The sequence below is a fragment of the Catenuloplanes atrovinosus genome (assembly GCF_031458235.1).
GTDB classification, from domain to species: domain Bacteria; phylum Actinomycetota; class Actinomycetes; order Mycobacteriales; family Micromonosporaceae; genus Catenuloplanes; species Catenuloplanes atrovinosus.
Genome location: NZ_JAVDYB010000001.1, coordinates 1,056,107 through 1,077,089, shown reverse-complemented (window position 1 = coordinate 1,077,089; position 20,983 = coordinate 1,056,107). Strand labels below are relative to the sequence as shown.

Annotated in this window: 20 protein-coding genes; 4 read left to right on the top strand and 16 right to left on the bottom strand. The window is 71.8% G+C overall.

Annotated features, from left to right (window positions below; genetic code table 11):
* Positions 1–70: 70 nt before the first annotated feature.
* From mihF to pyrR, 9 genes are all read right to left on the bottom strand, one after another.
* Positions 71–388, bottom strand: coding sequence for an integration host factor, actinobacterial type (gene mihF / locus J2S41_RS04790; RefSeq protein ID WP_306832627.1), 318 nt, complete (start codon positions 386–388; stop codon positions 71–73).
* A gap of 173 nt (positions 389–561) precedes the next feature.
* Positions 562–1,401 carry an orotidine-5'-phosphate decarboxylase gene (pyrF, locus tag J2S41_RS04785; protein ID WP_310363540.1) on the bottom strand — a complete coding sequence of 280 codons (840 nt, stop codon included), beginning with the start codon at positions 1,399–1,401 and terminating at the stop codon, positions 562–564.
* 149 nt (positions 1,402–1,550) lie between these two features.
* Entirely contained in the window at positions 1,551–2,834 is a 1,284-nt protein-coding gene (locus tag J2S41_RS04780; protein WP_310363538.1) for an adenosylmethionine--8-amino-7-oxononanoate transaminase, read from the bottom strand.
* Positions 2,831–3,850, bottom strand: coding sequence for a quinone-dependent dihydroorotate dehydrogenase (locus J2S41_RS04775; RefSeq protein WP_310363536.1), 1,020 nt, complete (start codon positions 3,848–3,850; stop codon positions 2,831–2,833). The genes J2S41_RS04780 and J2S41_RS04775 overlap by 4 nt, the downstream gene beginning before the upstream one ends.
* Positions 3,850–7,167 carry a carbamoyl-phosphate synthase large subunit gene (gene carB / locus J2S41_RS04770; protein ID WP_310363534.1) on the bottom strand — a complete coding sequence of 1,106 codons (3,318 nt, stop codon included), beginning with the start codon at positions 7,165–7,167 and terminating at the stop codon, positions 3,850–3,852. Before carB ends, J2S41_RS04775 begins: the two co-directional genes overlap by 1 nt.
* On the bottom strand, positions 7,160–8,293 hold the full coding sequence (gene carA / locus J2S41_RS04765) for a glutamine-hydrolyzing carbamoyl-phosphate synthase small subunit (protein ID WP_310363532.1): 1,134 nt from the start codon (positions 8,291–8,293) through the stop codon (positions 7,160–7,162). The genes carB and carA overlap by 8 nt, the downstream gene beginning before the upstream one ends.
* Complete coding sequence (locus tag J2S41_RS04760) at positions 8,290–9,576, bottom strand: dihydroorotase (RefSeq protein WP_310363530.1); 1,287 nt, start codon at positions 9,574–9,576, stop codon at positions 8,290–8,292. The genes carA and J2S41_RS04760 overlap by 4 nt, the downstream gene beginning before the upstream one ends.
* A complete protein-coding gene (locus tag J2S41_RS04755) occupies positions 9,577–10,485 on the bottom strand; it encodes an aspartate carbamoyltransferase catalytic subunit (protein WP_310363528.1) in 909 nt (302 codons plus the stop codon).
* Positions 10,482–11,054 (bottom strand): bifunctional pyr operon transcriptional regulator/uracil phosphoribosyltransferase PyrR, encoded by a 573-nt coding sequence (gene pyrR, locus J2S41_RS04750; RefSeq protein ID WP_374728112.1) that lies wholly within the window; start codon positions 11,052–11,054, stop codon positions 10,482–10,484. The genes J2S41_RS04755 and pyrR overlap by 4 nt, the downstream gene beginning before the upstream one ends.
* 275 nt (positions 11,055–11,329) lie before the next feature.
* Between pyrR and bldD the strand changes: the two genes are divergently transcribed.
* Positions 11,330–11,818: a transcriptional regulator BldD gene (gene bldD, locus J2S41_RS04745; protein ID WP_033341766.1), complete on the top strand. Its 489-nt coding sequence runs from the start codon at positions 11,330–11,332 to the stop codon at positions 11,816–11,818.
* A 328-nt stretch (positions 11,819–12,146) separates the two neighbouring features.
* On the opposite strand, the gene nusB is transcribed toward bldD, so the two are convergent.
* The gene (nusB, locus tag J2S41_RS04740) at positions 12,147–12,557 is read right to left on the bottom strand and encodes a transcription antitermination factor NusB (RefSeq protein ID WP_310363524.1); all 411 of its coding nucleotides are present in this window, start codon (positions 12,555–12,557) and stop codon (positions 12,147–12,149) included.
* Positions 12,558–12,580: 23 nt separating this feature from the next.
* Entirely contained in the window at positions 12,581–13,141 is a 561-nt protein-coding gene (efp, locus tag J2S41_RS04735) for an elongation factor P (RefSeq protein ID WP_310363521.1), read from the bottom strand.
* A gap of 173 nt (positions 13,142–13,314) precedes the next feature.
* Here efp and mptB point away from each other — a divergent pair, with 173 nt between their 5' ends.
* On the top strand, positions 13,315–14,892 hold the full coding sequence (gene mptB / locus J2S41_RS04730; RefSeq protein WP_310363519.1) for a polyprenol phosphomannose-dependent alpha 1,6 mannosyltransferase MptB: 1,578 nt from the start codon (positions 13,315–13,317) through the stop codon (positions 14,890–14,892).
* A 210-nt stretch (positions 14,893–15,102) separates the two neighbouring features.
* Here mptB and aroQ read toward each other — a convergent pair whose 3' ends face one another.
* Entirely contained in the window at positions 15,103–15,534 is a 432-nt protein-coding gene (gene aroQ / locus J2S41_RS04725; RefSeq protein WP_310363517.1) for a type II 3-dehydroquinate dehydratase, read from the bottom strand.
* A complete protein-coding gene (gene aroB, locus J2S41_RS04720; protein ID WP_310363515.1) occupies positions 15,531–16,622 on the bottom strand; it encodes a 3-dehydroquinate synthase in 1,092 nt (363 codons plus the stop codon). Before aroB ends, aroQ begins: the two co-directional genes overlap by 4 nt.
* A 78-nt stretch (positions 16,623–16,700) precedes the next feature.
* On the opposite strand from aroB, the gene J2S41_RS04715 reads away from it, so the two are divergent.
* Complete coding sequence (locus tag J2S41_RS04715) at positions 16,701–17,033, top strand: RNA polymerase sigma factor (protein ID WP_310363513.1); 333 nt, start codon at positions 16,701–16,703, stop codon at positions 17,031–17,033.
* Positions 17,034–17,183: 150 nt separating this feature from the next.
* Here the strand turns inward: J2S41_RS04715 and J2S41_RS04710 are convergent, their stop codons facing one another.
* The 3 genes from J2S41_RS04710 to J2S41_RS04700 are packed head-to-tail and all read right to left on the bottom strand — an operon-like array spanning position 17,184 to position 19,460.
* Positions 17,184–17,687 carry a shikimate kinase gene (locus tag J2S41_RS04710; RefSeq protein ID WP_310376289.1) on the bottom strand — a complete coding sequence of 168 codons (504 nt, stop codon included), beginning with the start codon at positions 17,685–17,687 and terminating at the stop codon, positions 17,184–17,186.
* Positions 17,688–17,692: 5 nt separating this feature from the next.
* Positions 17,693–18,871 carry a chorismate synthase gene (aroC, locus tag J2S41_RS04705; protein WP_310363511.1) on the bottom strand — a complete coding sequence of 393 codons (1,179 nt, stop codon included), beginning with the start codon at positions 18,869–18,871 and terminating at the stop codon, positions 17,693–17,695.
* A gap of 13 nt (positions 18,872–18,884) precedes the next feature.
* Positions 18,885–19,460: a MarR family winged helix-turn-helix transcriptional regulator gene (locus tag J2S41_RS04700; protein WP_310363510.1), complete on the bottom strand. Its 576-nt coding sequence runs from the start codon at positions 19,458–19,460 to the stop codon at positions 18,885–18,887.
* 79 nt (positions 19,461–19,539) lie between these two features.
* Here J2S41_RS04700 and J2S41_RS04695 point away from each other — a divergent pair, with 79 nt between their 5' ends.
* On the top strand, positions 19,540–20,754 hold the full coding sequence (locus tag J2S41_RS04695; RefSeq protein WP_310363508.1) for a multidrug effflux MFS transporter: 1,215 nt from the start codon (positions 19,540–19,542) through the stop codon (positions 20,752–20,754).
* Positions 20,755–20,983 lie beyond the last annotated feature (229 nt).

The window sequence follows — 20,983 nt, the reverse complement described above, 5'->3', positions numbered from 1 at the left end:
CCCCGTGCGGGCCTGCAGCGAACCCCGGATTCCCGGCGCCCGGCAGACCCGCACGAGGCGATTTCCGCGTTCAGTTGGACGCGAACTCCGCGAGCAGAGCCTTGCGCTGCTGCTCGCCGAGGCCACGAAGGCGACGGCTCTCGGCGATCTTGAGCTTCTCCATGATCTGGGTGGCCCGGATCTTGCCGATGCCCGGCAGCGCCTGGAGGACGGCCGAAACCTTCAGCTTGCCGACGACGTCGTCGCCCTCCGCGCGGTCGAGCACGGAGGCGAGGGTCGTCTTGCCCTGCTTGAGCTCCTCCTTGAGCTGAGCACGAGCCTTACGGATCTCAGCAGCCTTCTCCAGCGCGGCTGCACGCTGTTCGGGGCTCAGTGACGGGAGCGGCACCAGTTCTCCTCAGGTCCCTTACGCGTCGGCATCCACTACCGGCGCTCTGTGAAACGTGGTGTGACCAGGAACCAAAGGGGCATGTGGTTCCCAGCGCGGGGAAAACTAGCGGTCAGCGCCGCTTTCGGCAACGTGGCCACACCATGATCGACTAAGCGTGACTAGGCAATTACTCAGCTCGCGGCGGACAATGCCGCCCGGACGTCGTCCCGTACGCGCTCGGCGGCGGCCCTCAACCCGGCGATTTCCGGACCCTTTCCGAGAACTTCACGCGAGTACGACGGAAGCACCGAGCCGACCGCGGAGCCGAACACGGTGCGTAGGTCCCGAGCGGTACCACCCTGGGCCCCGAGACCCGGCGCGAGCAGCGGACCGTTCACCCGAGAAAGATCATGTCCGGTGTCACCCACCGTGGCGCCCACCACGAGACCCATGCTTCCGATCGGCGTCGCACCCGCGTTGAGCTGGGAAATCTCGTCGATGACGGTTTGCGCGACGGTGCGGCCGTCGGCGGCCACCGCGCGCTGAACGGAACCGCCCTCCGGATTCGACGTGAGCGCCAGAACGAAAACGCCGCCGCCATTCTTCGCCGCCAGGTCGAACATCGGAGCCAGCGAACCGACGCCCAGGAACGGGCTGGCGGTGATCGCGTCGACATAGAGCGGACTCGATGCGTCCAGGTATGCGTTGGCATACGCCGCGACCGTCGAGCCGATGTCACCCCGCTTCACGTCCAGCAGGACAAGCGCTCCGGCCTCTCTCAACTGTCGGATAATTGACTCAAGGACCGCCAGTCCCTTTGATCCGAATTGTTCGTAAAAGGCCGATTGCGGTTTGAACACCGCGACCCGGTCCGCGAGCGCCTCCACCACGGTCTCGCTGAACCGCGTCAGGCCCTCCACGTCGTTGCTCAGGCCCCATCGCTCCAGCAGAGTCGCGTGCGGGTCGATTCCCACGCACAGCGGGCCGCGCGCGGCCACCATCCGGTTCAGCCGGGCCCCGAAGCTCTCCACGGGCACACCCCTTCCCTCGCGCCGCCAGCGCGGCCACGTCCCGTTCCTACCGCTAAATCGCGTTTTAGTCCGAAAGCCGACAGGCGACTTCGTCGGCGTACCCCTGATCAGGGGTCTTGATTTTCCGCTCCTCGCCCGAGTCGGCCGGCTCAACCGGCCCGGACGGCCGCCGCGATGCCCCGTCCGATCTGGACGATCTGCTCGCCGGACGTGACGTACGGCGGCATCGTGTAGATCAGGTCGCGGAACGGGCGCAGCCAGACGCCCTCCGCCGCGGCCGCACCGGTGGCCGCGGGCAGGTCCACCGGGTGGTCGAGCTGCACCACGCCGATGCCGCCGAGCACGCGCACGTCGCGCACGCCGGCGAACCCGCTGAGCGGCTCCAGGGCGGCCCGGAGCCGCTTCTCCATGACGTGGACGAGGCCGCGCCAGTCCTGACCTCGCAGCAGACCGATGGAGGCGTTCGCGACCGCGCAGGCCAGCGGGTTCCCCATGAACGTGGGCCCGTGCGCGAGGCCGCCGCCCTCCCCGTCGGAGATCGCCCTGGCCACCTCGGTCGTGCACAGCGCCGCCGCCAGCGTCAGGTACCCGCCGGTCAGCGCCTTGCCCACGCACATCACGTCCGGCGTGACGCCCGCGTGCCCGGCCGCGAACATCTCGCCGGTACGCCCGAACCCGGTGGCGATCTCGTCGAAGATCAGCAGAATCCCGTGCCGGGCCGTGACCTCACGCAGAATCCGGAGGTAACCCGGGTGGTGGAAGCGCATGCCGCCGGCGCCCTGCACCACCGGCTCCACGATCACGGCGGCGAGCTCGTCCGCGTGCTCCTCCACCATGCGAACGAGTGAGTCCGCATAGGACCCATCGATCGGGGAGTCGAATCCACCCGGTGGTGGCGGCGCGAACAGCTGCCGCGGCAGCACGCCGGCCCAGAGTGCGTGCATGCCGCCGTCCGGGTCGGTCACGCTCATCGGGTGCCAGGTGTCGCCGTGGTAGCCGCCGCGCCAGGTGGCCAGGCGCCGCCGCTCCGGCCGTCCGGCGCCGCGCTGGTACTGCAACGCCATCTTCACCGCGACCTCGACGCTGACCGAGCCGGAGTCGCAGAGGAAGACGTGCTCCAGCCCGTCCGGCGTCAGCTCGACCAGCGTGCGGGCCAGCGTGACGGCCGGCTCGTGGGTGAGCCCGCCGAACATCACGTGGCTCATCCGGCCGAGCTGGTCGCGGACCGCCGCGTCCAGCACGGGGTGCCGGTAGCCGTGGATCGCCGACCACCAGCTCGACATGCCGTCGATCAGCTCGCGCCCGTCCGCGAGCGTGAGCACCGCGCCGGCCGCCTCCGAGACCACGAAGGGCGCGGAGCGGCCGGGCATCGGGCCGTAGGGGTGCCAGACGTGCGCCCGGTCCAGCCGCAGCAGCTCGTCCGGCGCGGTCATCGCCGGACCGAGGCCGCGGCCCGCACGAGCGCGGGCCCGCCGTAGATGAATCCGGTGTAGAGCTGGATCAGGCTGGCGCCGGCGTCGAACATCCGGGCCGCGTCGTCCGGCGTCATGATCCCGCCGACGCCGATGATCGGCAGTGAGCCGCCGGTCTCCCGGTGCACGAACGACACCACCTCGCGCGCCCGCCGGGTGACCGGGCGGCCGGAGAGCCCGCCGGCCTCCGCGGCCGTCGGTTGATCAACCGGCGCGAGCCCGTTCCGGGCGAGCGTGGTGTTCGTCGCGATCAGCCCGGCCACGCCGGTGTCCGCGCACACGCGCAGCGCCTCGCCGATCGCGGCGTCGGTCAGATCAGGAGCGATCTTCACCAGTACGGGCAGCCCGTTCGCCTCCTTGACCAGCGCGCCGAGCAGCTCGTCCAGGTGCTCGCGCCCCTGGAGTTGCCGCAGGCCCGGCGTGTTCGGCGAGGAGACGTTGACCGCGATGTAGTCCGCGTACGGGTGCAGCAGCCGCAGCGAGGTCAGGTAGTCCTCGACCGCGCCGGAAAGCGGAGTGATCTTGGACTTGCCCAGGCTGATCCCGATCGGGACCGGCAGCTTCGCCGGGAGCGCGGCGAGCCGTTCGGCCAGGGCCGCCGCGCCCTCGTTGTTGAAACCCATCCGGTTGATGATCGCGGCGGACTCGCGCAGCCGGAACACCCGCGGCCGGTCGTTGCCGGGCTGCGCCAGCGCGGTCACCGTGCCGGCCTCGACGAAGCCGAAGCCGAGCGCGGGCCACGCGGGCAACGCGATCCCGTTCTTGTCCATGCCGGCCGCGAGCCCGACCGGGTTCGGGAACCGGACGCCGAACACCTCGACGGGATTGTCCGTCCCGTATCGGCGCGACAGGGCCAGGAGCGCCGGGGGTACGGCGGAGAGCCGCGCCAGCCGGTGCAGCGTCCACTCGTGTGCGGTCTCCGCGTCCCCGCCCCCGATCCGGAAGAGGGCGGGGCGCGCGAACTGCTCCCAGAGCACTACTTCGCCTCGGCCTTGATCGCGGCGTGCAGGTCCTGGAGCGGGCGGACCCGCATCTGGCCGTTGATCGTGGCTTCGATGCCCATCACCGCGGCGGACGCGCCCGGCACCGTGGTGATGCACGGGATGTCCGCGGTCACGGCCGCGCTGCGGATCTCGTAGCCGTCCGTGCGCGCGTGCGCGCCCGAGCCCTGCGGCGTGTTGATCACCAGTGCGATCTCGCCGCGCGCGATCAGCTCGACCGCGTTGGTGCCGGGCGACTCGTAGTGCTTCGGCACGATCTCGCACGGAATCCCGTACCGCCGCAGCACCTCGCCGGTCCCGGCGGTCGTGATGATCTCGAAGCCGAGGTCGGCCAGCCGCTTGATCGGGAAGATCATGCCGCGCTTGTCGCGGTTGGCCACGGAGACGAACACCTTGCCGGACGTGGGCAGCGAACCGTACGCGCCGGCCTGCGACTTCGCGAACGCCTGCCCGAAGCCGGTGTCGATGCCCATCACCTCGCCGGTGGACTTCATCTCCGGCCCGAGCAGGCTGTCCACGCCCTTGCCGGCCGGCGTGCGGAACCGCTTGAACGGCAGCACCGCCTCCTTGACCGCTATCGGCGCGGTGTCCGGCAGGTGCCCGCCGTCGCCCTCGGCCGGCAGCAGGCCCTCCTCGCGCAGGTCCGCGATGGTGGCGCCCAGCATGATCCGCGCGGCGGCCTTGGCCAGCGGGACCGCGGTGGCCTTGGAGACGAACGGCACGGTACGCGACGCGCGCGGGTTCGCCTCCAGCACGTACAGCACGTCGTCCTTGAGCGCGTACTGGACGTTGAGCAGGCCGCGCACGCCGACGCCGCGGGCGATCTCCACCGTGTACCGCCGCACCTGCTCCAGGTGCGGCCCGGCGAGCGTGATGGGTGGCAGCACGCAGGAGGAGTCGCCGGAGTGGATGCCGGCCTCCTCGATGTGTTCCATCACGCCGCCGAGGTAGACCTCGCCGTTCGCGTCGCAGAGGGCGTCCACGTCGATCTCGATCGCGTCGTCGAGGAACCGGTCGACCAGCACCGGGTGGTCCTCGGAGATCTCGGTCGAGCGTCCGATGTAGTCGGACAGCGTCGGCTCGTCGTAGACGATCTCCATGCCCCGGCCGCCGAGCACATAGGACGGGCGGACCAGGACCGGGTAGCCGATCTCGTCCGCGATCGCCTTGGCGTCGTCGAAGCTGACCGCGGTGCCGTGGTCCGGCGCGCGCAGCCCGGCCTTCGCGAGGACCGCGCCGAACGCGCCACGGTGCTCGGCCAGGTGGATCGACTCGGGGCTGGTGCCGACGATCGGCACGCCCGCGTCCTTCAGCCGCTGCGCCAGCCCGAGCGGCGTCTGCCCGCCCAACTGCACGACCACGCCGATCACGCCGGGCCCGCCCGCGGCCTTGCCGGAGCTGTCCTCGGAGTGGAACACCTCCAGCACGTCCTCGAACGTGAGCGGCTCGAAGTAGAGCCGGTCGGCGGTGTCGTAGTCGGTGGAGACGGTCTCCGGGTTGCAGTTGACCATGACGGTCTCGAAGCCCGCGCCGCGCAGCGCCATGACCGCGTGCACGCACGAGTAGTCGAACTCGATGCCCTGGCCGATCCGGTTCGGGCCGGAGCCGAGGATCAGGACCTTGGGCCGGTCGGACGGTTCGACCTCGGTCTCCTCGTCGTAGGAGGAGTAGTGGTACGGCGTCTTCGCGGCGAACTCGGCCGCGCAGGTGTCCACGGTCTTGTAGACCGGGCGCAGCCCGAGCCGGTGGCGCAGCGTGCGCACGCCGTCCTCGCCGGCCAGTTCGGGCCGGATCGCGGCGATCTGCCGGTCGGACAGCCCGGCCCGCTTGGCGGCCTTGAGCAGTTCGAGGTCGAGCACCGGCGCGGCCTCGATCTCGGCCCGCAACTCCAGCAGCGACACGATCTGGTCCAGGAACCAGGGGTCGATGCCACCGCTGGCCTCGTGCACCTGCTCGATGCTCGCGCCCAGCCGCAGCGCCCGCTCCACCGTGTACAGCCGGCCGTCGTGCGGAACCTTCAGCGCGGCCAGGGTCTCCTCCACCGAGGAGGTCGGGTCCGGCGTGGTCCAGAAGCCGCCGGCCTTCGTCTCCATCGACCGCATCGCCTTGTTCAGCGCCTCGGTGAAGTTGCGGCCCAGGCTCATCGCCTCACCCACCGACTTCATCGTGGTGGTCAGCTCCGCGTCCGCGCCGGGGAACTTCTCGAACGCGAACCGCGGGATCTTCACCACCACATAGTCGAGCGCGGGCTCGAACGCCGCCGGCGTCTCCCGGGTGATGTCGTTCGGGATCTCATCCAGCGTGTACCCGATCGCCAGCTTCGCCGCGATCTTCGCGATCGGGAACCCGGTCGCCTTCGACGCCAGCGCGCTCGACCGGGAGACGCGCGGGTTCATCTCGATCACGACCAGACGCCCGTCGCGCGGGTTGATCGCGAACTGGATGTTGCAGCCACCGGTGTCCACACCCACCTCGCGCAGCACCGCGATGCCGACGTCGCGCAGCTTCTGGTACTCCCGGTCGGTGAGCGTCATGGCCGGCGCGACCGTGACCGAGTCGCCGGTGTGCACGCCCATCGGGTCCAGGTTCTCGATCGAGCAGACCACCACGACGTTGTCGTTGCGGTCGCGCATCAGCTCGAGCTCGTACTCCTTCCAGCCGAGCACGCTCTCCTCGATCAGCACCTCGTGCACCGGGGAGGCGGCCAGACCGGCACCGGCGATCCGCTCCAGGTCCTCGTGGGTGTGCGGCATGCCGGAGCCGAGGCCACCCATCGTGAACGACGGCCGCACCACCACCGGCAGCCCCAACTCGGCCACGGTCTCGCGGACCTCGTCCATGCTCTTGCAGACCCGCGAACGCGGCGTCTCCGCACCCGCCTTCGCGACGATCTCCTTGAACAGCTGCCGGTCCTCACCGCGCTGGATCGCGTCGATGTTCGCCCCGATCAGCTCCACGCCGTACTTGTCCAGCACGCCGTTCTCATGCAGCGCGACCGCGGTGTTCAGCGCGGTCTGCCCACCCAGCGTGGGCAGGATCGCGTCCGGGCGCTCCTTCGCGATGACCAACTCGACGAACTCCGGCGTGATCGGCTCCACGTAGGTGGCGTCCGCGAACTCCGGGTCCGTCATGATCGTCGCCGGGTTCGAGTTGACCAGGCTCACCCGGATGCCCTCGCTGCGCAGCACCCGGCAGGCCTGGGTGCCGGAGTAGTCGAACTCACAGGCCTGACCGATGACGATCGGGCCGGAGCCGATGACGAGGACGTGCTTGAGATCGGTCCGCTTAGGCATTGGTCTTGCGCCCCTCGACGAGCTCGACGAAGCGGTCGAACAGGTAGTCGGCATCGTGCGTGCCGGCCGCCGCCTCGGGGTGGTACTGCACGGTGAACGCGGGCACCTCGAGCGCCCGCAGCCCCTCGACCACGTTGTCGTTGAGGCAGACATGACTCACTTCGACGCCGCCGAAGTCGGTGTCGATCACGGTGTTCAGCGGCGCCTGCACGGCGAACCCGTGGTTGTGCGACGTGACCTCGACCTTGCCGGTGGTCCGGTCCAGCACCGGCTGGTTGATGCCGCGGTGGCCGTACCCCAGCTTGTAGGTGTCGAAGCCGAGCGCGCGGCCCAGGATCTGGCTGCCGAAGCAGATGCCGAACAGCGGCACCTTGCGGTTCATCACCTCGCGGGCCAGCGCGACCGGGTGGTCGGCGGTGGCCGGGTCGCCCGGGCCGGGCGAGAAGAACACCGCGTCCGGCGAGACCGCCAGCAGTTCCGCGAGCGACGAGGTGGCCGGCATGATGTGCGTGGTCACGCCGCGGGCCGCGAGCCGGCGGGCCACGTTCGCCTTGATGCCCAGGTCGACCGCGGCGACCGTGTAGCGGTGCTCGCCCTCGGCCTGGACCGTGTACGGCTTCGCGGTGGTCACCTCGGCGGAGAGGTCCGCGCCGAGCATCTCCGGCTGGGCCCGCACCCGGGCCTGCACCGACGCCGGGTCCAGGTCGACGGTGGAGATGCCGACCCGCATCGCGCCGCGCTCGCGCAGGTGGCGGGTGAGCGCGCGGGTGTCGATGCCGGAGATGCCGACCACACCCTCGGCGGCCAGGCGCTCGCCCAGCCCGCCGGTCGCGCGCCAGTTGGAGCCGATCCGGGCCGGGTCGCGCACCACGTACCCGGCGACCCAGATCTTCGACGACTCGTCGTCCTCGCCGTTGACCCCGGTGTTGCCGATGTGCGGCGCGGTCTGCACCACGACCTGCCGGTGGAACGACGGATCGGTCAGCGTCTCCTGGTAACCGGTCATGCCGGTGGTGAAGACGGCCTCGCCGAACGTCTCCCCCGCCGCGCCGTAGGACTCCCCACGGAACGACCGGCCGTCTTCCAACACCAGAATCGCGGACTGCCTTTTCGCAGCGGAACTCACTTCTGTGCCTTTCCGTCCAGTACCGTCGGCTCGCCGCGCAGGAACGTGGCGACGATCCGTCCGGGCAGGCTCATGCCCGCGTAGGGGTTGTTCGTGCTGCGGCTGGCCGTCTCCGTGGCGTCCACGGTCCGGGTCGCCGCCGGGTCCACCAGCGTGAACGTGGCCGGTGCGCCGGGCAGCGGATCGTGCCCGTGCTCGGCCAGCCCGGCGATCCGGGCCGGCGTGCGCGACATGCGCTCCGCGATCAGGTCCCAGTCGATGGTGCCGTCGCTCGTGGTCAGCGCGCCAGTGGAGAGCACCACGGAGAGCGCCGTCTCCAGGCCGACCATGCCGGGGCGTGCGTACGCCCACTCGCATTCCTTGTCCTCCACCGCGTGCGGCGCGTGATCGGTGGCCACGACGTCGATGATGCCCTCCGCCAGCGCCGTCCGAAGAGCCTTCACGTCATCGGCGGTACGCAACGGCGGGTTGACCTTGAACACCGGGTCGTAGCTCTCCGCGCGGTCGTGCGTGAGCACCAGGTGATGCGGCGTGACCTCGGCCGTCACCCGGACGCCGCGCGCCTTCGCCTGCCGGACCACCTCGACGCTGCCGGCCGTGGAGAGGTGGCAGACGTGCAGGCGGGAGCCGACGTGCTCGGCCAGCAGCACGTCACGCGCGATGATCGCCTCCTCCGCGACCGCGGGCCAGCCGGTCAGGCCGAGGCGGGTGGCGACCTCGCCCTCGTGCATCTGCGCGCCCTCGGTCAGCCGCGGCTCCTCCGCGTGCTGCGCGATGACGCCGTCGAACGCCTTCACGTACTCCAGCGCGCGGCGCATCAGGCGCGGGTCGGCGACGCAGTGGCCGTCGTCGGAGAAGATCCGCACGGTGGCGGCGGAGTCGGCCATCGCGCCCAGCTCGGCCAGCCGCTCGCCGGCCAGCCCGATGGTGACCGCGCCGATCGGCTGCACGTCGACCAGGCCCGCCTCGCGGCCGAGCCGCCAGACCTGCTCGACCACACCGGCCGTGTCCGCGACCGGCGACGTGTTCGCCATCGCGCAGACCGCGGTGTAGCCGCCGAGCGCCGCGGCCCGGGAACCGGTCTCCACGGTCTCCGCGTCCTCGCGGCCGGGCTCGCGCAGGTGGGTGTGCAGGTCGACCAGGCCGGGGAGCGCGACCAGGCCCGTACCGTCGATGATGTTCCGCGGGTTCTCGCCGGCCGGTTCCTTGATCACCCCGTCCTCGATCAGGAGATCACGGGCAGCGCCGCCGAGGACGCTGACGTTCTTGATCAGGTACGCCACTTACTTTCCTCCGAGCAGCAGGTAGAGGACGGCCATCCGGACGCTCACGCCGTTGGCGACCTGTTCGACGATCGTGGACCGCGGCGAGTCCGCCACCTCCGGCGAGATCTCCATGCCCCGGTTCATCGGACCGGGGTGCATGACGATCGCGTGCTCCGGCAGCCGGCGCATGCGGGCGCCGTCCATGCCGTAGCGGCGGCTGTACTCCCGGGCGGACGGGAAGTAGGAGGCGGACATCCGTTCGTGCTGCACGCGCAGCATCATCACCACGTCGCTGGCCGGCAGCACCGCGTCCAGGTCGTAGCTGACCTCCGCGTTGGTGATGTCCACCGGGATCAGCGTGGGCGGCCCGACCAGCGTCACCTTCGCGCCGAGCGTGCCGAGCAGCACCACGTTCGACCGGGCGACGCGGCTGTGCAGCACGTCACCGACGATGGTCACGTTCAGCCCGGCGAGCCGGCCGAGGCGCTCGCGCATGGTGAACGCGTCCAGCAGCGCCTGCGTGGGGTGCTCGTGCGTGCCGTCGCCGGCGTTGACCACGGAGCCGTCCACCCAGTTCGCCAGCCGGTGCGGCGCGCCGGACGCGCCGTGCCGGATCACCACGGCGTCCGCGCCCATCGCCTGGAGCGTGAGCGCGGTGTCCTTCAGGCTCTCGCCCTTGGAGACGCTGGAGCCCTTGGCGGAGAAGTTGATGACGTCGGCGGAGAGCCGCTTCGCGGCCGCTTCGAAGCTGATGCGGGTACGCGTGGAGTCCTCGTAGAACAGGTTCACCACGGTGCGCCCGCGCAGCGTCGGCAGCTTCTTCACCTCGCGGCCGCCGGTCAGCCGGGCCAGCTCGCGCGCGGTGTCCAGGATCAGCGTGGCGTTCTCCGCGTCCAGGTCCGCGGCCTCGCGCAGGTGCCGGATCATGCGTCGCCCCCGTACAGCTTGACCTCGTCCGCGCCGTCGATCTCGGCGAGCGAGACCCTCACGCTCTCGCTCAGCGCGGTCGGGATGTTCTTGCCGACGTAGTCGGCGCGGATCGGCAGCTCTCGGTGGCCACGGTCGACCAGAACCGCGAGCTGCACCGAGGCCGGCCGGCCCAGGTCGCCGAGCGCGTCCAGCGCGGCCCGGACCGTACGGCCGGAGAAGAGCACGTCGTCGACGAGGATCACGCGCAGGCCGTCGACGCCGCCCGGGGGCACGTCCGTGGGGCCGAGCGCGCGGGCCGCCTTCAGCCGGAGGTCGTCGCGGTAGAGCGTGACGTCGAGGATGCCGACCGGCATCTCGATACCCTCGAAAGCGTGAATCCGGGCGGCGAGCCGCCGCGCCAGCGGTACGCCCCTGGTGGGAATCCCGAAGAGGACGGTGTCGCGCGCACCCTCGGTCTTCTCCAGGATCTGATGCGCTATCCGGTCCACCACCCGGTGGACCTCGGTGTCGGTGAGGATGCTTTTGCCCGTTCTCACCTGGTCATGGGCAGCGTCTGGCAACGCCACGTGGGACCTCCTTCCCCGCCTCACTGGACGGGTCGTTAAAGGATGTCTGCGCCGGTCAGCACGCTACGTTACCAGCGTTCCCACACGTCACTCCGGTCGACCTGGTGGTGATCTGACTGACCCCCGACTCAGGAAAGCGAAAAACCGGTCAAGTCCTATGATCTCGCCAACTGGACCGTAATCGCCACTTGACCGCGTGTCTTTAGCGACGTACCGTCACGCAGCGTAGCGATCGCGCGGTGGGTCGAAGCCCACGCCAGCACTGGAGTGTCCTGATGCCCTCTGAGTACGCCAAGTCTTTGGGCGCCCGCCTGCGCTCTATCCGCCAGCAGCAGGGGCTCTCCCTGCAGGGTGTGGAGGAGAAGTCGAACGGGCGCTGGAAGGCCGTCGTCGTCGGCTCCTACGAGCGCGGCGACCGCGCGGTCACCGTCTCGCGCCTGGCCGAGCTGGCCGACTTCTACCGGGTGCCGGTCTCCGAGCTGCTGCCCGACGGCAGCGGCATCCGGCACGAGCCGACCAACAAGATCGTCCTCGACCTCGAGAAGCTGTACGACGAGGCCGGCGAGGACCTCGCGTACGTCGCCCGCTACGCCCGCGCCATCCAGCAGCAGCGCGGCGACTACAACGGCCGCGTCCTCTCCATAAGGGCCGACGACCTGCGCGCGCTCGCCATCGTCTACGACATCTCCCCCTCCGGCCTGATCGAGCGCCTCACCGAGGCCGGTGTGCTGGTCGCCGACCCGCGCGCCTTCTTCGCCTCCTAGGGCGCTTCAGGCCCCTCCCGGCCCAGCTCCGGGCGGCCCGTGCCCCGACCCAGCACGGACCGCCCGACCGCAACGTCAAACCGGCCGGCTCCCCTCCGCCGACCGCATACTCCATCCCCCTCACGCTCCGGCCCACCGCGCCGCGCATCGCTACGCAGAGCGCCCAGGCCCACCGCGCAGCCTCCGCTGCGCGGTTTTTCGCGTCTTCCGGCCCGGTTCACCGCGGAGTGCGCGCCGCTCCTCAACGACGTCGGCGCCCCAGCGGGAAACGACGAGAGCCCGCCGGGCCGGGTGGCCTGGCGGGCCCTCGAGCGGGCTGGTCCGCGGGTCAGCGGGTGGCGTACTCGGCGATGCGGCCGAGGAGGCCGTTCAGGAACCGGGGCGAATCGTCGGTCGACATCTGGCGGGCGAGCTCGACCGCCTCGGTGATGGCGACCGCGTCGTCCACGTCGTCGGCCTGGAGCAGCTCGTAGACCGCGATGCGGGCCAGGTTCCGGTCGACGACCGGCATGCGGTCGAGGGTCCAGCCCTCGGCGTAGCTGGCCAGCAGCTCGTCGATCCGGTCGAGGTGCTCGGCGACGCCCTCGACGATGCGGATCGTGTAGCCGATGTGGTCGGGGCGCGGCTGCTCGATGCGCTCCAGGTAGCTCGCCAGCACCTCGACCGGCGGCAGGTTACGGAGGTCGGCCTCGTAGAGGACGTCGAGCGCCCGCTTGCGCGCCTTGCGGCGCGCGGGCATCGACTGTTTCGGACCCTCCGCCATTATGCGCGGCCGAGGTAGCGGCCGTCGCGGGTGTCGACCTTGATCTTCTCACCGGTGGTGATGAACAGCGGCACCTGGACGGTCGCGCCGGTCTCCACGGTGGCGGGCTTGTTCCCGCCGGTCGAGCGGTCGCCCTGCAGGCCCGGCTCGGTGTAGGTGATCTCGACGATGACGGAGGTCGGCAGCTCGACGTAGAGCGGGGCGCCCTCGTGGAACGCCACCGTGACCTCGGCCTCGGGAAGCAGGAAGTCGGCGGCGGACCCGACGACCGCGCCCGGCACGTGGTGCTGCTCGAACGTGTCGAGGTGGTCCATGAAGACGAACTCGTCGCCGTCCTGGTAGAGGTACTGCATGGTCCGCTTGTCGACCGTGGCGGTCTCCACCTTGGTGCCGGCGTTGAACGTCTTGTCGACGACCTTGCCGGAGAGCACGCTCTTCAGCTTGGTGCGCACGAAGGCCGGGCCCTTGCCGGGCTTCACGTGCTGGAACTCGACGACGGACCACAGCTCCTTGTCGAGGTTGAGGACCAGGCCGTTCTTGAGGTCGTTGGTGGTGGCCATTTCCTGCCTTGGTGTGAAGCCGTGTGTGTGAAACCGGCAAAACGTTAGCGGACAATAGCCCAGTCTACCGGCGTACCGGTCGCGCCGCCTCCCGGGCCGGTGATGGTGCGACGATCTATCAATCGTTACCTTCGCGTCGCCGAATAGACACCCGCTACTGGCAGCGTGCGGGCGTGCCGACTGCCTCCAGCCTGCCGAACGTCCTATTCGCCGACCGCCAGATCATGGTGCGCCTGACCTCGATCGGGAGCGTGCCACGATGGCTCGGCTTCGCCGGCGCGGTCATGCTCGCCGCCGGCGGCACCGCGGCCGGTGCGTTGCCGTACCAACAGACGGCCGAGCGCGCCGACCTGGTCGGCATGGGCATGGCGCTGGCGTACGCCGGCCTGACCCTGCTCGTGGTGGCCTGGTGGCGGCTGGGTACGACGGAGGCGACGGCCCGCTCGTTGCAGATCACGCTCGGGCTCTGGGCGGCGCCGCTGATGATCGCGCCGCCGATGTTCAGCCGGGACGTGTACAGCTACCTCGCGCAGGGCAAGATGTTCGCCCAGGGGATGGACGTCTACCTGTACGGCCCGTCCACGCTCGGCGGCCCGCTCGCGGCCGAGGTACCGGGCATCTGGCAGCACACCCCCGCGCCGTACGGTCCGCTGTTCCTGGCCGTGGCCGCGCTGGTGACGACCGTGACCGGCACGCACGTGATCGCGGGCGTGTTCGGCATGCGCCTGGTCGCCATGCTGGGCGTGGCGATGCTGGCGTTCACGGTGCCGGTGCTCGCCCGCCGGCTCGGCGTCTCCCCCGGCCAGGCGCTCTGGCTCGGCGTGCTGAACCCGCTGGTCCTCACGCACCTGGTGGCCGGCGCGCACAACGACTCACTGATGCTGGGCCTGCTGGCGGCCGGGCTGGCCGCGGTGGTCTCCCGGCGCGCGGGCGCGGCCGGCCCGGTGATCGGCGTGGCGCTGGTGACGATGGCCGCGCTGGTCAAGGCGCCGGCCGCGCTGGTGCTGCCGTTCTGCGCGCTGCTCTGGGCGCTGAAGATCCAGCAGGGCCGGGCCAAGCAGCCGGCGGCCCCGACGCGCTGGGCGTTCCTGGCGTACCTGCGGAACATGCCCTGGCCGTTGCTGCCGTTCCTGCGCACCGCGCCGCTGACCGTGCTGAGCGCGGCCGCGACCGCGATCGTGGTGCACGCCGTGGCCGGTACCGGGTACGGCTGGATCGCCGCGCTGGACACGCCCGCGGTGGTGCACAACTGGATGTCGCTGAGCACGGACGCCGGCGCGATCACCGCGCACCTGCTGGACGCGATCGGGTCCGGGCTGGCCCACCACGCGGTGCCGTTCTGGCGCGGCGTGGGACTCGCGGCCGCGGTGGGCTACGGGCTGCTGATGTGGGTGCGGGCGCGCGTGCTCGGCCCGGTCTACGCGATCGGCCTCGGCCTGCTCGCGCTGGTCCTGCTCGGCCCGGTGGTGCACCCGTGGTACCTGCTGTGGGGCATCGTGCTGGTCGCGGCCGGCGCGCCGAGCGCGGCGGACAGCCCGGTGCGGCGCTGGGTGGCGATCGGCAGCGCCGCGCTCTCCCTGCTGCTGATCCCGACCGGCGCCTCGGCCACGGTCGGCCAGGTGGTGATGGCGGTGCTGGGCGGCGTGCTGATGCTGGTGCTCTCGGCCGCGGTGGTGCTGTGGTGGCTGCCGAGCTGGGAGGACGACGCCGAGGAGCCCGCCTACCGCGACCGCGCCCGCGTCCCCGCCTGACCCTCCCCGCCCCGCCCTCCCCCGCCCTCCCCCGCCGCCGCCCCCTCCCGCCGCCGACCCCTTCAGCCGCCGATCTAGGGCGAATTCCGGCGTTGTGATCTCCGATCACGCGAATTCGCCCTAGATCGGCGCGGGTCGTGCGGTGCGGGTCGTGCGGTGCGGGTGGTGAGGCGCGGGTGGTGAGGCGCGGGTCGTGGGACGCGGGGGTGGTCAGGCGGGGTGGGCGGCGAGGTAGCGCAGCGCGAGGCGGTAGCCCTCGATGCCGAGGCCGGCGATGACGCCGGTGGCGACGGCGGAGATCACCGAGTGGTGGCGGAACTCCTCGCGCGTGTGGATGTTGGAGATGTGCACCTCGACCAGCGGCGCGGTGAGCATGGCGCAGGCGTCGCGCAGCGCGTAGTTGTAGTGCGTCCAGGCGCCCGCGTTGAGCACCACGGGAATCCCGGCGTCGGCGGCCTCGTACAGCCAGGCCAGCATCTCGTGCTCCGCGTTCGTCTGCCGGACCTCGACCTCCAGCCCGGCCTCGCGGCCCGCCTCCTCACAGAACCGGACCAGGTCGGCGTGGGTGGTGCGCCCGTAGATCTCCGGCTGACGGGTGCCGAGCCGGCCGAGGTTAGGCCCGTTGAGCACCAGCACGGTCACGCGATCACCTCGCGGTACGCGGCCTCCAGCAGCTCGTCGGCCGGGCCGGCCAGGATCGTGGGGCTGCCCAGGTCGTCCAGCACCACGAACCGCAGCCGGCTGCCGCGCGCCTTCTTGTCCACCCGCATCGCGGCGAGCAGCGCGGGCCACGCGTCCGCCTCGTAGCCGACCGGCAGGCCCAGCGAGGCCAGCACGCGGCGGTGGCGGGCCGCGATCTCCGGCGCCAGGTGACCGGCCGCGACCGAGAGCGCGGCCGCGTAGATCAGCCCGACCGAGACCGCGTGCCCGTGCCGCCAGCGGTAGTGCTCGACCTTTTCGATCGCGTGCGCCAGCGTGTGCCCGTAGTTGAGGAACTCGCGCAGGCCGGACTCGCGCAGGTCGTGCGTGACCACGTGCGCCTTGACCCGGATCGCGCGCTCCACCAGCTCGCGCAGCGCGGGCGAGGCCGGGTCCTGCGCGGCGGCCGGGTCCGCCTCGATCAGGTCGAGGATGGCCGGGTCCGCGATGAAGCCGCACTTGACCACCTCGGCCAGGCCCGCGACCAGGTCGGCGTGCGGCAGCGTGTCCAGCATCGCCAGGTCGCAGAGCACGCCGGCCGGCGGGTGGAACGCGCCCACCAGGTTCTTGCCGGCCGCGGTGTTGACGCCGGTCTTGCCGCCGACCGCGGCGTCCACCATGCCGAGCAGCGACGTGGAGACCGGCACCCAGCGCACGCCGCGCAGCCAGGCCGCGGCCACGAATCCGGCCAGGTCGGTCACCGCGCCGCCGCCCAGGCCGATCACCACGTCGGTACGCGTGAAGCCGTTCGCGCCGAGCGCGTCCCAGCACCCGGCCGCGACGCCGATGGTCTTACCGTCCTCCGCGTCCGGGACCTCGATCGGGAGCGCCCGCACGCCGGCGGCGTCGAGCAGCCCGGCCAGCGCCTCGGCGCGCGGCTTGAGCGGCTCCGCGTAGAGCAGCGCGGCCTGCTCCGCGCCGGTCAGCAGCGCCGGCAGCTCGCCGAGCAGGTCGCGGCCGACCAGCACCTGGTAGGGGGCGTCTCCGCCGACGTCGATGCGCGTCGGTCCGGTCACAGTCAGCTCACTCATCGGCGCTGAGCCTAGTACGCACCGCGCGTCCGGCCACGCCTTCTCCCACCTCGTGGCGCGGTCGCTACGGTCGCGCGGATGGAGTCGCCGGACGCCGGGCCGGCATGCGCCGCCCAGGGCGGGGACGCCGCCTCGTTCGCGGCGCCGGCCGAGCGGCACCGGGCCGGGCTGCGCGCGACCGCGATCTCGCTGCTCGGCTACCGTACCGGCGAGGTCGACGACGCGGCCCAGGACGCGCTGATCACCGCGTTCCGCGGGCTGCCGGTACTGCGCGAGCCGGCGGCGGGCGACTTCGTCAACCCGCCGTCCGATCCTGATCACTGCCCACCCACGTTCGCCTGGCTACTGCGCCTGCGGGAGGGGCGGGTCGCGCGGCTCGGCGTCGCCTACGGGGAGATCCCGCGCGCCTGAGGTGTGGATCACACGGCGCGCTCTCACCGGTCGCCGCAGGCGGCGAACCTGCCCGCCACGCAGTGGACGCGCCCCGGCCGGATCGCGGCCGGCCAGCCGTCCGGGTGGCCGTTCGTCTGAGGTTTCGCGCCGCTCGGGCGGTCTCCCCCGCTACCGCCCGAGCAGCGCCTCGATCTCGTCGGTGATCTCGTCGGGCTCGCGGCCGTCGGTGATCACCACGTGCGTGGCCACCTCCTGGTAGAGCGGCGCGCGCTGCGCCATCAGATGCCGCAGCGTGGCGCGCGGGTTGATCGCCAGCAGCGGGCGGCCCGCGCCGAGCCCGACGCGCTTGACCGCGTCCGTCAGCTCCACGGACAGGAAGACCACGGTGTGGCCGGCCAGCCGCGCGCGCGTCTCGTCCGCCAGCACCGCGCCGCCGCCGAGCGCGAGCACGCCGTCGAACGACTCCAGCGCGGTCGCGACCGCCTGCCGCTCCAGCGCGCGGAAGTGGTCCTCGCCCTCGTCGATGAAGATCTCCGAGACCGGCTTGCCCGCGATCGCCTCCACGTCGTGGTCGGTGTCGCGGAACTCGACGCCGAGGCGCCCGGCCAGCGCGGTCCCGACCGTGGTCTTGCCGGCGCCCATCAGCCCGACCAGCACGCAGGCCGGCCTCACCCCGCTCACCTGATGATCAGGTTGTCGACGTACCCGGCCAGGTTGCGGCGGATCTCCTCGGCCGAGTCGCCGCCGAACTTCTCCGTGGCGGCCTCGGCCAGCACCAGCGCCACCATCGCCTCCGCCACGACCGCGGCGGCCGGGACCGCGCAGACGTCGGAGCGCTGGTTGATCGCGGTGGCGACCTCGCCGGTGACGACGTCGACCGTGGAGAGCGCGCGGTTGAGCGACGAGATCGGCTTCATGGCCGCGCGGACGCGCAGCGGCTCGCCGGTGGTGATGCCACCCTCCAGGCCCCCGGCCCGATCGGTGAGCCGCTTAACGCCGGTCGCGGTGGGCGCGATCTCGTCGTGCGCGACCGAACCGCGCGACCGGGCCTGCAGCCACGCGTCGCCGATCTCCACGCCCTTGATCGCCTGGATCGACATCACCGCGGTGGCCAGCCGCGCGTCCAGCTTGCGGTCCCACTGGACATGAGAACCGAGCCCCGGGGGTACGTCGTACGCCAGCACCTCCACGATGCCGCCGAGCGTGTCCGCGTCCTTCTTGGCGGCGTCGACCTCCGCGACCATCCGCGCGCTGGCCTCCGGGTCGAGGCAGCGCAGCGGGTCCGCGTCGATCCGGTCGAAGTCCTCCGGGCGCGGCTGCAGGCCCGGCTTGGCCGCGACGGAGCCGAGCTCGACCACGTGCGAGACGATCCGGACGCCGAGCGTCTGCTCGATGATCGCCTTGGCCACGGTGCCGACCGCGACGCGCGCCGCGGTCTCCCGCGCCGAGGCGCGCTCCAGGATCGGGCGGGCGTCGGTATGCCCGTACTTCTGCATGCCGGCCAGGTCGGCGTGACCCGGGCGGGGACGGGTCAGCGGCGCGTTGCGGGCCTGACCGGCCAGCTCCTCCGCGTCGACCGGATCGGCGGCCATCACGGTCTGCCACTTGGGCCACTCGGAGTTGCCGATCCGGATCGCGACCGGGCTGCCCAGCGTGACGCCGTGCCGGAGCCCACCGATGATCTCGATCTCGTCCTGCTCGAACGACATGCGGGCGCCGCGGCCGTAACCCAGACGGCGACGGGCCAGCTCCCGCCCGATGTCGGCGCTCGTCACCCGCACGCCGGCGGGAACACCCTCCAGCAGCGCGACGAGAGCGGGGCCATGGGACTCACCTGCGGTCAACCAGCGCAACACGCCGCCCAGTCTGTCATGGCGCCGTCCCCGTCCCACGCGGCGGCATCGCCGTCTCACGCTGCGGGCTCGCGGCCCGTTCCTCGCGCGGGCTCGCGACCCGCTCTTCCTGGGGATTCGCGGCCCGTTCACCCCGCGAGTCCGCGGCCCGTCCGTGTCGTGGACCGTCGGTCAGCAGTTGGACGAGGCGGCGCAGGTCGGGGACGGCCGCGGCGATCCGGTCCCGGGCGTCGTCGCCGAGCCGGTCGAGCGCGTCCGCGACCAGCGCGCGGCGCCGCAGCTGATAGGCGTCGATCCGGCGGCGCGCCTCGTCGGTGAGCGTGAGGCGTACCTCGCGGCGGTTCTCCGGCGAGCGCTCGCGCGCGATCAACCCCGCGTTCGCGAGGTCGCCGACCAGCGTGCTCACCGTGTTCGGCGCCGTGCGCAGCGCCTCGGCCGCGTCCCGGACGCGGATGCCCGGCTGCCGCTCCACCAGCCGCAGCACCTCGACCTGGGCGTCGGGTAGCCGCTCGCCGTCGCGCCGGGTCGCCGCGCGGCGCAGAACCTGATGCAGGTGACCGAGCGTGTCGCTGATCTCATCCGCCGAGGTCATGGCGTACTCCCGCTGTCTTTTATTCGCCTTGTGCAACTAGTCTGACCACAGAGCTTTTCTTCGGGGAGGAAGACCCAGAGTGTCACAGACCACCGTCGAGACGGCGCCGCCGCGGGGACGGGCCGCCATGGCCCTGGTGGCGCTGCTCGGCACGCTCACCGCCATCGGCCCGCTGTCGATCGACATGTACCTGCCCGCGTTCCCCCAGATCGCCGACGACCTGAACGCGGCCCCGCCCGAGGTGCAGCTGTCACTCACCACACTGATGGTCGGCATGGCCGTCGGCCAACTGGTCACCGGCCCGCTCAGCGACCGCCTGGGCCGCCGTACCCCCGTGATCGTCGGCATGGTGGCGTACGCCCTCCTCTCCGTCGCCTGCGCCTTCGCGCCGTCGACCGGCACGCTGGCCGCCGTCCGCTTCGCCCAGGGCTTCGCCGGCGGCATGGGCACGGTCGTGGCCCGCGCCGTCGTCGGCGACCTCTACTCCGGCCGCGCCGCCGCGAAATACTTCTCCCAGCTCACGCTCGTCTTCGGCGTCGCGCCCGTGCTGGCACCCAGCCTCGGCACCCTCATCCTGCGCGTCACCGACTGGCGCGGCATCTTCCTGGTACTCGCCGCCCTCGCCACCCTGATCACCATCGCCGTCGTCCGCGTGCTGCCGGAGACGCTGCCGCCCGCCCGCCGCAGCACCCGCGGCCTGGCCGACGTCGCCGACACCACCCGCGTGCTCGCCAAAGACCGGATCTTCATCGGGTACGCGGTAGCCGGCGGCCTCGCCATGGCCGGCCTCTTCGCGTACCTCTCCGGCTCCTCGTTCGTGCTGCAGACCGTCTTCGGCCTCTCCACCACCACCTACGGCATCCTCTTCGGCCTCAACGCCATCGGCCTGGTCGCCGCCAGCCAGCTCAACGGCCGCCTGCTCGACCGGTTCTCGTCCCGCCGGCTGCTGGTAGCCTCACTCGCCACCGGTGCCGTGGTGGGTGCCGCGCTGCTCGGCGCGGCCGTCCTGACCAGCATGCTGGGCGTGGTGGTGCTCTTGTTCTTCTTCCTGGCCAGCATCGGCATGGTCAACCCCAACAGCGCCGCACTGGCGCTCGACCGCCACCGCGACCGCGCCGGAACATCGGCGGCACTGCTCGGCACGGTCCAAACGCTGATCGGCTCGGCCGCGGCACCACTGGTGGGCCTGGGCGGCGAGTCCACCGCGGTGCCGATGACCCTGGTCATCTGCGTGTGCGCGGGACTGGCCCTCCTGACGGTCCTGACCCTGGCCCGCTCCCGCGCCGCCGTGTGACCGGCCCTCCCGACGGTTCCGGCCCCGGCCGGGTCCCGCGCCGTCGTGTGACCGGCCCTCCTGACGGTTCCGGTCCCGGCCCGCTCCCGCGCCGCCGTGTGACCGGCCCTCCTGACGGTTCCGGCCCCGGCCCGGTCCCACACCACCGTGCGACCGGCCCTCCCGCCGGTCCCGACCCTCGGCCCGGTCCCACACCGCCGTATGACCACCCCTCCATCTAACGGATTCT